Here is a 13,667-nt window from a genome sequence, read left to right as displayed (position 1 = left end):
ATACCCCGCTTTAGATGTAGTTAGATTTTTAATACCAAAAATGAAATTCAGATAAACGACTGCCTAAAAAGAAATTGATTAATACTAACAAGAATGCATATACATGTCCCCATGCATAACTGGTTCCTTGCAGTGTGCCTTTTTGGCGTCGATAAAATAAGTAGCCATAAATAAATAATAAGACAAATGAGCCAATAATTTTCACATCAATCAATGAAAATTCATTAATCGATACATACGCCCATTGCAGCCCGAGAATCAAACTTACTAATAAAAACGGAATACCAGCGACAATTGAAATCGTCATCCCTTTTTCCGTTTGATCAAGAGATGGTAATTTACCAAACTGTTTGGTCCATTTCTTTTTCTTTAATAGACGAAACAAAATAAGATAAAGCGTCGAAAAGACAAACGATAATGAGAAAGCCACATATGACAGAATGGCAAATGTGATATGGATAATTAATAGCTCAGAAAGAAGTGTTTCCCCTACTGGAGATCTTTCGATTTGGACCGGTGCAAATGTGTGAATGGTAATAAATATAAAGCCTATAACATTTAAGAAGAATACAGGAACCATGACGCGATATGTAAGGTGAAGCACGATGGATAATGTAATCATTAGCCACGCATAAAAATAAATGCCTTCAAACAGCGTCAAAATTGGAAAGCGCTTTGTTTCGACAATGTAAAGGACTAAAAAAACCGTCTGCAAGAGCCACACAGTGCTGAGTAGCCAAAATGCAATGCGGTGAGCTTTTGAATCTTTATCTAAATAATCGATGAAGTAAAATACAAGACTGATTCCGTAGAGGATAACCATTACTTCGTGCAGCCTTGTCATGGTCAAATCCGCCATACCTTACCCCTTTTCGCATCAGACATAAAAAAAGCGTTTTCGCATGTATAGTTTACCATACAGATACGAAAACGCCTCCTAACTTGAATTAATATGAATAGCGTGGATTAACAGCTTGTTGTGCGTCTTCGACAACTTCCACTTGTGGTTTAACAACCAACAATTGACGTTCTTTTTCTAGTTTTACTTCTTCTTCAATCCCAAAAATTTGTTGGAATAACTGCAGTTGATCCTGCGAATTTGAAGAAGATGCAAGTTCTTTTGCTTGTAGTATTGGTTCCTTCAATAATTGATTAATAATGGATTTCGTATGCTTATTCAATATTTTTCGTTCACGGTCAGTTAGTTCAGGCATTTTGTTTTCAATGCTAACCATGGTATCTTCTTGAATTTGCAGCGCTTTTTGACGAAGAGCTGAAATAACTGGCACCACACCTAATGTACCAAGCCAGTCTTTAAACTGAACCAATTCTAACTCAATCATCAGCATGATTTCATTTGCTGCAATTTGTCGTTCAACTAAATTCGCTTCAACAATGCCTTGTAAATCATCAATATCATACAAGAATACACTTTGAAGGTCCCCAATACGTGGATCTAAATCACGTGGAACCGCAATGTCGACCATAAACAATGGCTTGCCTTTACGAATACGCTCAACAAACTGCATTAACTCGAAATCTATAACGAAATCTGTCGAACCAGTTGAACTTATTAAAATGTCAGCTTCTAGCAATGCACATTGTAGCTCTTGCATTGATTTAGCTTGACCATTAAATTGATCTGCTAGTAATTGCGCTTTTTCTAATGTGCGATTGATAACGGTGATTTTGCCTGCACCATTACTGTGAAGGTTTTTTATCGCCAATTCGCCCATTTTCCCAGCACCTAAAATGACCACATGTTTATTCTTTAATGAACCAAAAATTTTCTTCGCTAGTTCAACCGCTGCATAAGAAACTGAAACCGCGTTTTCACCGATAGCCGTTTCTGAATGTGCTCGTTTAGCAAGTGTAATGGACTGTTTAAACAATTGATTAAACACCGTTCCAGTTGTTCCACGTTCTTGACCTTCTAAGAAACTTTTGCGTACTTGTCCAAGAATTTGCGTCTCTCCAAGTACCATTGAATCAATTCCTGCAGTCACACGGAATAAATGCTCATTTGCTCCATCATTTTCATAAATGAATAAGTAAGACGAGAACTCTTCCATTGATAAATTGAACCAATTGGCAAGGAATTGCTTAATATAATAACGTCCAGTATGTAACTGATCGACAATCGCATAGATTTCGGTCCGGTTACATGTCGAGACAATTACATTTTCTAATATGCTTTTCTGCTCTTGCAATGCTCGCATCGCCTGCGGCAAATCAGACTCTACGAAAGACAATCGTTCGCGAATCTCTACCGGCGCTGTACGAAAATTTACACCCACTACGATGGTATGCATGGCTCCATGACACCTCTCACGTTCTATTTCATGCCTCTAATTATAGCATAACCATTGCGAAAACAAGGTTCAAAATGTGAACAAGCTATGAAATCAAGGCTGATTAAGTTGCTACTTTATAATAATTCCAATGTAAGTGTACCAAAACGTTGAATTAGACACAATTGTTTTGCACTTAGGCAGAATTGTCTGTTAATTATGTCGATGGACGTCGGGTTTTGGTTGTTGCTAAGGGATATAGTTATGAAGAGGATGATGGCTTTTTTATAGTTTTTGGTTTTCCGACCATTTGAAGTGTGTTTTCGACCAACTAATCTCGGTTTCCGACCAACTTTATAATGTTTCAGACCATTCGCCTGGAGGAAGACAGCAATCCTCCCTAGAAAGACAGTCGAATTGTAGAAAAAGCATGTCTATTTTTTCATCGTCCACTCGCAGTGTCTTTTCGTCCACTCACGATGACTTGTTGTCCACTCGCGAAACGTTGTCGTCCATTCATTTGAAGTTTCCGTCCACTCAATCAACATTTCCGTCCATTCGCCTGGAGGAAGACAGTAATCCTCTCTAGAAAGACAGTCGAATTGTAGAAAAAGCATCCTAGATGCAGATTCTTCTTTTCTGTCCATTCACTCTAACTTTCCGTCCACTCGCGAAACATTTTCGTCCTCACGAGAAAAAATCCACACAAAAAAACTCTCTAAAAAGCCAATTGCTTCTAAGAGAGTTTATCCATTCTATTCAAGAGTCATACGACGTTCGATTTCTGCCCATGCAGCATCAAAGCCCATTCCGGTTTCAGAAGAAAAAAGAATCAATGTATCATGAGCTTCCATATCAAGTTCATCACGCACCATTTTCTTATGTTTTTCCCATTTACCTTTTGGAATTTTGTCCGCTTTGGTTGCAATCACGATACATGGAATATGATGATACTTTAAGAAATCGTACATCACACAGTCGTCATCACTTGGTGGGTGTCTTAAATCCACGATTTGAATGACAGCTTTCAATAAATCACGATTCATAATGTATTCTTCAATCATTTTACTCCACGCTTCTCGAGAAGTTTTCGATACTTTTGCATAGCCGTAGCCTGGAACGTCAACGAAAAACAGTTTTTCTTCAATTTTATAAAAGTTTAGTGTTTGCGTTTTCCCCGGCTTTGAAGAAATACGAGCCATACTCTTGCGGCCTATTAATTTATTAATAAAAGATGATTTTCCTACATTAGATCGACCAGCCAAAGCAAACTCCGGAAAACCATCTTCCGGATATTGCGCTTGGCGTACTGCACTTATGACTAATTCTACGTTATGAACTTTCATTGCTCATTGCCTCCTTCTAGCGCTATTTCTAGCACTTCGTCCGCATGGGAGACAAATTTAAACGTTAAGTCATCACGCACGCTTTCGGGTATATCTTCTATATCTCGTTCATTGTCTTTCGGTACAATAATCGTTGTTAATCCTGCTCGGTGGGCACCTAATGATTTCTCTTTAAGACCGCCGATTGGTAACACGCGACCACGTAATGTGATTTCACCAGTCATTCCTACTTCACGGCGAATTGGACGTTTCGACAAAGCAGACACAAGAGCCGTCGCAATCGCAATTCCTGCAGAAGGACCATCTTTAGGGACAGCGCCTTCAGGCACGTGAATATGAATATCATGGAGCTCATGGAAATTAGCATCAAGACCTAGGCTTTCTGTTTTCGAACGAACGAATGAAAGAGCTGTTTGTGCAGATTCTTTCATAACATCGCCTAATTTACCAGTCAAAATTAACTTCCCTTTACCTGGTGTTAAGGACACTTCAATTTGAAGTGTATCTCCTCCAACCGAAGTATAAGCTAATCCTGTAGAGACCCCAATTTGATTAACGGTTTCAGCTTGTCCAAAACGGAATTTATGTTTACCAATTAGATCTTCTAAATTCGAAGCTTTTACCACAATGCGCTTTTTACCAGTTGAAACAACTTGTTTTGCTACTTTACGACAAATCGATGCAATTTGACGTTCCAAACTACGAACGCCTGCTTCGCGCGTGTAATAGCGAATTAAATCTTTGATCGCATCATCACGAAGTTGCAACACTGATTTTGTTAAACCATGCTCTTTTAATTGCTTAGGCAATAAATGATTTTTTGCAATTAGTTGTTTCTCGATTTCGGTATAACCCGCAATCGAAATAATTTCCATTCGGTCACGAAGTGGTCCAGGAATGGTGCTTAAATCATTTGCTGTTGCAATAAATAGCACATTGGATAAGTTATATGTTTCTTCGATGTAGTGATCGCTAAATGAATGGTTTTGTTCTGGATCCAACACCTCTAGCATTGCAGAAGACGGATCTCCACGGAAATCATTCGACATTTTATCGATTTCATCAAGTAAGATAACAGGATTAATTTTCCCCGCTTTTTTCATACCTTGAATAAGGCGCCCAGGCATAGCCCCGACATAGGTTCTACGGTGCCCGCGAATCTCAGATTCATCACGAACTCCACCTAATGAAATACGGACAAATTGACGACCTAGTGATTCTGCAATCGAACGAGCCAGTGACGTTTTACCGACACCTGGAGGTCCTGCTAAACATAAAATGGGTCCACGAAGGGAGTTTGTCAATTGACGCACAGCTAAGAATTCAAGTACTCGTTCTTTGACTGATTCAAGTCCATCATGATCGCGGTTTAAAATCGTTTCCGCACGTTTGATGTCGATACGATCTACCGTTGCATCTGTCCAAGGAAGGGCAACTAGCCAATCAAGATAGTTACGAATGACTCCACTTTCGGCTGCTGCAGCTGGCAATTTTTCATAACGATCCAACTCTTTTAAAGCAACTTTCAACGTAGATTCTGGCATGCCTGCTTCGTCAATTTTCTTGCGAAGATCAGAAACTTCACCCGTCTTGCCTTCTCTATCGCCAAGCTCAGTTTGGATAGCTTTCATTTGTTCACGCAAATAAAATTCTTTTTGTGTACGTTCCATCGCTTGTTTTACGCGTGCAGATATTTTCTTTTCCATATCTAACACTTCTTGTTCATTGTGCAAGCGATTAATTAACCATTCTAAGCGCGTTTTCACATCAAAAATTTCAAGCACTTCTTGCTTAGCACTCATCTTTAAAGGTAAGTAAGAAGCAACCATATCCGCTAAGCGGCCTGGCTCTTCAATATCAGAAACAGTATCATACGTTTCTGTTGTTACTTTTTTAGAGATTTTCGAGTACTTTTCAAAATACTGAAGGAGCAAACGCATAAGCGCTTCATGTTCAGGCGTTTTTTCGACTTCGTCTTTTGAAGGAGTCGAAATGACAGTTGCGTACTTGTCACCTTCTGTATAACCAGACCATGTTGCACGTTCTAAGCCCTCAACTAATACTCGAATCGTCCCATTTGGCAGTTTAATCATTTGATTAACGTTAGCTAATGTACCGACTGCATATAAATCATCTTCTTCAGGTTGTTCGACATTCATTTCTTTTTGAGTTGCCAAAAAGACCCTGTTATCTGATAACAAAGCTTGCTCTAAAGCAGCAACAGAACGTTCACGGCCAACATCGATATGTAAAACCATTGTTGGGAATACTAATAAACCACGTAAAGGTAATAAAGGAACAATTTTTTCTTCACTTTTCTTTGTCATGTGGAAAGTCACCTCAATCCAATTTTGTCCGATTAATCTGTAAATCATTCATATGTAAGAAAAAGCTGACTTCCGAGCTGCGCGTATATATACGCACGTTCGAAGTCAGCTTTTCCAACTTAACTCTTTTATGCTGAAGTTTTTTCATCGTTTTGATTTAAAACAGAACCATCTTCTAATATTAATTTAGGATGTGAAGAATCAGTAACTGTTTCTTTAGTAATTACACATTCAATAATATCTTCGCGTGAAGGCAGTTCATACATGACTTCTAACATTAACGATTCTATAATTGAACGAAGTCCACGTGCACCTGTTTTACGAATAATTGCTAGTTTCGCAATTTCAACTAATGCTTCATCTTCAAATGTTAATTTCACATTATCCAATTCAATCATTTTTTGATATTGCTTCACTAATGCATTTTTAGGTTTAGTTAAAATTTGAACTAAAGCATTCTCACTTAACTGCTCTAAGCTTGCCAATACTGGTAAACGGCCAATGAATTCCGGAATTAATCCGAATTTCAATAAATCTTCAGGAATCAATTGTGATAATAAAGAAGATTCTTCCAAATCTTTTTTGTTTGGATCTGAACCAAACCCAATCACTTTTTGTCCTAAACGACGTTTAATAATTTGGTCGATTCCATCAAATGCACCACCAACAATGAACAAAATGTTCGTTGTGTCGATTTGAATGAATTCTTGATGAGGATGTTTACGTCCACCTTGAGGAGGAACGCTTGCAACTGTACCTTCTAAAATTTTCAGAAGAGCTTGTTGTACACCTTCACCTGAAACATCACGCGTAATCGATGGATTCTCAGATTTACGAGCTACTTTATCGATTTCATCGATGTAAATAATGCCTTTTTCAGCTTTTTCTACATCATAATCAGCCGATTGGATTAATTTAAGAAGGATGTTTTCTACATCTTCCCCAACATATCCAGCTTCTGTTAGAGATGTTGCATCTGCAATGGCAAATGGAACATTCAAAATGCGTGCAAGTGTTTGAGCAAGTAATGTTTTACCACTACCAGTTGGTCCCAAAATCACGATATTCGACTTAGACAATTCGACATCATCAATTTTACTATTTGAATTAATACGTTTGTAATGATTGTAAACAGCTACTGCAAGAGATTTTTTAGCTCGCTCTTGACCAATTACATAATCATCTAAGATTGACAGTATTTCTTTTGGTTTTGGAACTTCTTTAAACTCAGTTTCTTCTTCTGTTCCGAGTTCTTCTTCTACGATTTCAGTACATAATTCTATACATTCGTCGCAAATATATACACCAGGTCCTGCGACCAGTTTACGAACTTGCTCTTGGGATTTTCCACAGAAGGAACACTTTAAATTCCCTTTTTCGTCATTAAACTTGAACAAAATATTCACCCCTATTCAATCCACAATCTTACAAGATACTTATTGTGGAATCAACTAATAAGATTAATGAAAACTTAAATTACATTTTCAGCACTTATGTACCTCTTGGATTAATCATCTATCGTCACCTATGTATGAGAGAAAACAAGACACGGGCTTATTGTCCGTGCCTTGTTTCCAAGTATAACTTATCTAAAACTTATTTTGAAATTTTAGCGTTCTCGATTAAGAAATCAATTGTTTTTTGCATACGAAGATCGTTCTCTAATGCGCCAGTTCCACCAAGAGCTGTGCTGATTTGCTCAGCAGTCATGTTGAATTGAACAGCCATTTTTTCGATTTCGCTGTTGATTTCTTCTTCAGTAGCAGTAATGCCTTCAGCTTCAGAGATTGCTTCAAGTGTTAATGAAACTTTCACACGCTTTTGAGCATCTTCAATCATTTGAGTACGAAGAGCTTTTTCATCTTGACCTGAGAATTGGTAGTAAAGGTCAAGATTCATGCCTTGTGAAGTCAAACGTTGAGTGAAGTCATTCAACATACGGTCTACTTCTGCATCGATCATAGCTTGAGGAATGTCGATAGTTGCATTGTCTGCAGCTTTTTCAACTAACTCATCTTTAACTGCCGTTTCAGCAGCAGTTTTCTTGTCTTCAGCAGTTTTTTCTTTTAATTTCGTACGAAGAGCTTCGATACCTTCAACTTCACTATCGATTTCTTTCGCTAATTCATCATTTAATTCAGGAAGTTCTTTTCCTTTTACTTCTTTCACAGTTACTTTGAAAGTAGCTTCTTTACCAGCAAGTTCAGCTGCATGGTATTCTTCAGGGAAAGTTACAGTAACGTCTTTTTGTTCACCAGTTTTTAAACCGATTAATTGCTCTTCAAATCCTGGGATGAATGAACCAGAACCAATTTCAAGTGAGTGGTCTTCACCAGCTCCGCCTTCAAATGCTTCTTCTCCAAGGAATCCTTCGAAATCAATTATTGCTGTGTCGCCATCAACGATTGCATCTTCTTCTTTTACAACTAACTCAGCTAAACGAGTTTGTTGTTCTTTAAGTTGTGCTTCGATTTCTTCATCTGTTACGTCTGTATCTTGTTTAGAAATTTCAAGACCTTTGTAGTCTCCAAGAGTTACTTCAGGACGAACTGTAACTGTAGCTGTGAAAATCAAGTTTTCACCTTGCTCCATTTTTACGATGTCGATTTCAGGACGATCAACAGGATCAATTCCCGCTTCTTCAACTGCTGCAGCGTATGCATCAGGTAAGATAAAGTCTAAAGCATCTTGGTATAAAGATTCAGTACCAAAACGTTGTTCGAACATTTTACGTGGCATTTTCCCTTTACGGAAACCTGGTACGTTAATTTCTTTAACAACCTTTTTGAAAGCTTTGTCTAAACCGTCTTTTACTTTAACTTCTTCCACTTCCACTGTTAAAACGCCTGTGTTACCTTCTTGTTTTTCCCATTTCACTGACATATATTCAACCTCCATCATTAAATTCACTTGTTATAATCATTCTTATCTATGATTTTGACAACCATTCTAGTATAGCACAACTAGCCATACTTTCAACTCATTTACATGTTTCTCAATTCGAACTGCCTATCAATCATAACGATTAAGTTGTACAAATCCCCTTCGCAAGAGACATCTTCCCCTAACATTGATCCTACATAATCTATGTATGTTGTGGAAACTTCTTGTTCATCGTACGTAAACCATTCGAATGGATAGGTCGCAAACGAATGACGGATGATTAAGTCATGAACCATTTCTAGTTTGGTCGGATTCTGTATTAATTCCTCTTCAGTTAACCCTAATACAGATTCTACTTTTGACGTTTTTGCAGGATCAGGAAGATCTTTTGGTGAAATGTCAGCTTTGTAGCCAAACTTTTCTACCGTCAAAGTTCGTTCGATTCCTTGATGCACCATTAATAATAAGGCAAATGATTTCGTAATCGGTGAAGTTAAACCGTTTTCAATAATTGCAGCTAGTTCGTTTTCAATAAGCGTTAAATCTTCGCCCTCTAATTCCACTAAAAGTTGTTGCTGCTTATCTTCAGGAAAATGTGAGAACGTTTCGTATTGAAATAAAGTAGCATCAATTTGATTATTGTGCGGTACATCTTCTACCAACACTTCACCTTTTTGTTTCGCGACCCGTTCGTTTAATTTTAACAATTGGTGAAACTTATCCTCTTTCTCGGGAGGAATGCTTCCCTCTTCGAGCAATGAGTTAACAATCTTTGTGACTTCAGCAAACTGACGCAGCTCCATCAAAATGGTAACATACAATTCCATGGTTTCGAAGTAATAGGTAGGACCTAACTTTAACAATTCCTCACAGATGATTCGAGCTTCTTTAAATTCACGAACCTCATACAATGAATACGCATAGACTCCAAGTGTTTGTTCATCAGCTTCTCTATAGGTCATTGCTTGTCTAATGGAATCCACTGCTAAATCATATTGAAAATCTTCAGCATGTTTAAGTCCTTCAGATATCAGCCTGTCCACCATTCCCGGAAATACAATGATGTTTTCTTTAGTTTGAAGTTTTCCGTACTTTTTTCGCAATGTGGATTCCGCCTTTCTCTTGAGTATATAGTAGCACAAAATGGAAAAAGGATGCGCGTGATAGCACATCCTTTCTAAGGCTTTCAAACAGGAATCGTAATTGTAAAAGTCGTTCCTTGTCCCTTATTACTATCTACATCAATGGACCCTTTTAATTTACTTATTGTTCCGTACACCATAAGCAAACCTAGTCCGGTTCCTTCTTTTTTCGTGGAGTAATAGGGTTTTCCTAATTGTAGAATTTCATCATTCGTCATGCCAATGCCTTCATCTCGAACTAAGAAAACGATATTATCCTCTTGTTCTGAGACATCTATATACAGTGTACCGCCCCTATCTTTCATTGCTTCAATCGCATTTTTAAATAAGTTAATCAAACATTGTTGCATCTGATTTTTGTCATATTTAGTTTTCAGCGTATTGGTGAAATGGCAATCTATCTCCACTTGATTCATTTTTGCGTAAGAAGTCAATATGTTTTTCACATAGACAACCTCTTCTTTTAAGTTGGAGTAGACCATATTTTCTGATTGAGGTTTACCGTACGCTAGAAAATCACTGACTATTTTTTCAGCACGCTCTAGTTCTTTCAATGAGTAGTCAATATAGATTTTCTCGTCTGGAGAAATCGTTTTAGAATCTTTTAACAGTTGCAAAAATCCATTCGTAACCGTCAATGGATTTCTAATTTCATGAGAGACACTTGCAGACAGTTCACTCATTACATGCATTCGTTCTATATGAAGAAAACTTTCTCGGCTTTTAATATTCGCAATCACTTTTTCGATCATTAACATATTTAATATAATCACAAAAACATGAGTTGTAATTGAATAAAAAGCAAGTTGCCAAAATTCACTTGTAAGTTCATCAAAAAACGTGCTGAGTGTCAATAAATATAAGCCCATCGTAAATATAGCAGCTGCGACACCAATAATAAGTCGTTTCTGCGTATTAAACTTAAGGAACTTTGCATTCAGAAGTGGAAGTATCAAAAATATAGTGGTTGAAAAAAGCATGGATTGTATGACGCCATCTCCACCAATAATAAATCGATAGACATTTAATATGATGAACAACGGTAGCAAGTTTTTATAGCCGCCATATAACGCCACAATAATAAAAGGAATATATCGCAAATCAAATATAAAACCTATTTCAAGATGAATGGGGTACACCATACACAGAATCATCGAAATCGATGAGAAGAAAATGATAAAACCGTTGTTATACGAGTTTCTACGATTATCAAAAAATATAACAAATAAAATAACTGGAAAAATTAAAAATAAAATATTCAATAACAATGCTTCCAACACCGGGATATCACCCTCTCTCCTACGACGCTTCATGCAATATGTTGAATTATACTTCTTTTTGTCGATTCTTGTCATATTTTATGTAAAGCGACTTTTGAAATTATTGTGAATTCATGATTGAGTCACGTGACAAGACGATTAGATACACATTCCACAAGATTTGAAGGGCTGTCTAATCGATTTAACAATTCATAAAACCGGATGTAAACACGAATATTCTAGAAACAGAGATCCTGTAGATTTCCGTTACGGGTGGACGCTTTCCGCGGGCATGGCATCAGCCTCCTCGACGAGCAAGCTCGTCTGCGGGGTCTTCAGCTCATGCTATTCCCGCCGGAGTCGCCACCTCCACTACAATCAAATAACCTAAATTCTTTACAATTTTAAAGGAACACACTTCAAATATTCGTGTATCATCTATCAAAAGGCATTTATGAAATCGACTCAATTCTGGAATCAATATGACTATTTTAGAATGCAAAAACCCCACTCAATTTAAGCGAGGCTTGATAAGCATCATTCAATTATATTTGCAGGATACGCTTTACTTTTCAGACCTTTTGCAAAACGATCAGCATTTTCTGTACCGGGTCCAAAACTTGAATCTGCAACTTCACTGAGCAGAATACTCAAATTCACGTTCTTTAGAATAGCTACTTAGCCGTCATGAACATTTGCAAATGTTAAACACATCAAGTGATTATGCACAACTTAGCAATCACTCTTTTTTCTTAGTTGGTTTTTCTTCCTTCGCCAGTTGGTCAATATATTTAATGATCGCTTTTGGAATAGGAACTCCTATTTGATTAAGGTTTTCCAAGATTGATAATCCTTCCATACCGATATAAAAATAAATGGCGATGGTTTTAAAGACAGGGACATCTGAAATTGTTAACATATCTAACCAATTGGCTAGAATAATAACTAACATGATGGCAGCTTTTTTCAAGAATCCTGTATAACCAATTTTCGAATTAAGTTTTCTTTGAATAAGAGCCTTGATAATACCAGTAGCAATATCAATAACCATAAAAACCACAAGAATAGTTAGTAACAGTTGCCATCCTCCAATTAAAAATACGAACCATGTTCCTAAGACTGAAAAAGCAAAAATGATTTTTTCTATGATAAACACCCCCTTAAAATAAAAAGCCCTTCTTTGAAGGACTAGGAGAATGTATTTAACCTAAAAAAATCATCTAGAGAGTACTAACAGGTGTAATGATAGTTCAAACATAAACTAACCCTGTTGGTTACACACTTTCCCCCTAAATTGTCCTTCAAGTTAGTATATGATTCGGATACTATAATTGACTCTATTGTTTGGTACTGATCCAAGGAACATTTTACGGTCAAAGAAGGAGTCGAATGCTCGACTGACGCCTACCTTGTTACCACCATGGCTTTCGAAGTTCATCATAGAAGGAGATTCTGAAAAAATGAATATTAAAAAAGCATCACATCAACAGAGATGATGCTTTTTTCAGATTAAAACAGGCTAGCTAAAGTGATGGTATAATAGGCTAATCAGTTAGATTAGGACGTCTTGAGCTTAATTGAAAGGAAGGTATCCGAAACTTCTTCTGGGATTAAATTCGGGATCATTATCGGAGGTGTTAATATGAATAAAAAATGGACGATCGAAAATATTAGTGAATACGTTAAGAAGAATTCAGATTCTAAATTACTTTCAACAGAGTATCAAGGATTCTCACAAAAACTACTGTTTAAATGTTCATGTGGAAATAATTTCGAAAAAACTTTAACTAAATTTAAAGCTAGCAATCAGAAAAAATGTTCAAGTTGTGAAGAACCTAGAGCTCCAAGAACTTCGAAAAAGTAGTGCCAATATAATCGTATACTTCAATTCTTTACGTCAAATAAAACCCTCCTAATCATTTAGATTAGGAGGGTTTTTTGAGTTCCAATATTTATTGAGTTCTAAGCTGTGTTCCATATGTCGAGAATAACCTGACTGTCCGCAAAGGAGGCTATGACTCGATCATACCGTCGAATGCGACTCCATTAAGAACTATGACAGCTCACGGAATAAAAGGAGTAAGAACGATTTAAAAAGAAAAAAATCCATCAGCGCATACTACTGATGGATTTTCTTTAAATGACAATGCATATTACCAATATGCACGACCGAATGTTTCAATTAACTGAAATATTAGTTATCAAAAAAACTTCTTAATCAGATTCTCTTTGCTCAGACGAGAAAACTTTACTAATTCTTGTATAGAATCCACGGTCTCTTATTCGTTTCAATGTGAGCGTCAAATAGTGCACACATTCTAATAGAAGAAGATTCATGAGATACTCCTCCCAGATTTGATTTTCTGGGGGGATTTTATTTGAAAAGAAAAGAAAAAGAACAAGTTTGGTTAGAAAAGAT

10 protein-coding genes are annotated in these 13,667 nt (G+C 36.9%); 1 reads left to right on the top strand and 9 read right to left on the bottom strand.

Annotated elements, in window-relative coordinates; translation table 11 throughout:
* Positions 1-28 precede the first annotated feature (28 nt).
* The 9 genes from ACFPYN_RS09800 to ACFPYN_RS09760 form a co-directional block, all read right to left on the bottom strand.
* Positions 29-859 (bottom strand): cytochrome C assembly family protein, encoded by an 831-nt coding sequence (locus ACFPYN_RS09800; protein WP_377733858.1) that lies wholly within the window; start codon positions 857-859, stop codon positions 29-31.
* An 88-nt stretch (positions 860-947) separates the two neighbouring features.
* Positions 948-2,312, bottom strand: a complete 1,365-nt coding sequence (hemA, locus tag ACFPYN_RS09795) for a glutamyl-tRNA reductase (RefSeq protein ID WP_377733857.1) — start codon at positions 2,310-2,312, stop codon at positions 948-950.
* A gap of 734 nt (positions 2,313-3,046) precedes the next feature.
* Positions 3,047-3,637, bottom strand: a complete 591-nt coding sequence (yihA, locus tag ACFPYN_RS09790) for a ribosome biogenesis GTP-binding protein YihA/YsxC (RefSeq protein ID WP_377733856.1) — start codon at positions 3,635-3,637, stop codon at positions 3,047-3,049.
* The gene (gene lon / locus ACFPYN_RS09785; RefSeq protein WP_377733855.1) at positions 3,634-5,964 is read right to left on the bottom strand and encodes an endopeptidase La; all 2,331 of its coding nucleotides are present in this window, start codon (positions 5,962-5,964) and stop codon (positions 3,634-3,636) included. Before lon ends, yihA begins: the two co-directional genes overlap by 4 nt.
* 128 nt (positions 5,965-6,092) lie before the next feature.
* Positions 6,093-7,361: an ATP-dependent protease ATP-binding subunit ClpX gene (gene clpX / locus ACFPYN_RS09780; protein ID WP_377733853.1), complete on the bottom strand. Its 1,269-nt coding sequence runs from the start codon at positions 7,359-7,361 to the stop codon at positions 6,093-6,095.
* 199 nt (positions 7,362-7,560) lie between these two features.
* Positions 7,561-8,847 (bottom strand): trigger factor, encoded by a 1,287-nt coding sequence (gene tig / locus ACFPYN_RS09775; RefSeq protein ID WP_377733851.1) that lies wholly within the window; start codon positions 8,845-8,847, stop codon positions 7,561-7,563.
* A 101-nt stretch (positions 8,848-8,948) separates the two neighbouring features.
* A complete protein-coding gene (locus ACFPYN_RS09770) occupies positions 8,949-9,950 on the bottom strand; it encodes a hypothetical protein (protein WP_377733850.1) in 1,002 nt (333 codons plus the stop codon).
* An 83-nt stretch (positions 9,951-10,033) separates the two neighbouring features.
* A complete protein-coding gene (locus tag ACFPYN_RS09765; protein ID WP_377733849.1) occupies positions 10,034-11,269 on the bottom strand; it encodes an ATP-binding protein in 1,236 nt (411 codons plus the stop codon).
* Positions 11,270-11,987: 718 nt separating this feature from the next.
* Positions 11,988-12,404, bottom strand: a complete 417-nt coding sequence (locus ACFPYN_RS09760) for a phage holin family protein (protein WP_377733847.1) — start codon at positions 12,402-12,404, stop codon at positions 11,988-11,990.
* 486 nt (positions 12,405-12,890) lie between these two features.
* Between ACFPYN_RS09760 and ACFPYN_RS09755 the strand changes: the two genes are divergently transcribed.
* Positions 12,891-13,112 carry a hypothetical protein gene (locus ACFPYN_RS09755; protein ID WP_377733846.1) on the top strand — a complete coding sequence of 74 codons (222 nt, stop codon included), beginning with the start codon at positions 12,891-12,893 and terminating at the stop codon, positions 13,110-13,112.
* Positions 13,113-13,667 lie beyond the last annotated feature (555 nt).

This window comes from Paenisporosarcina macmurdoensis (assembly GCF_042658845.1).
GTDB classification, from domain to species: Bacteria; Bacillota; Bacilli; order Bacillales_A; family Planococcaceae; genus Paenisporosarcina; species Paenisporosarcina macmurdoensis.
The sequence above is the reverse complement of the archived record's forward strand: the minus strand, read 5'-3'. Positions and strand labels throughout refer to the sequence as shown.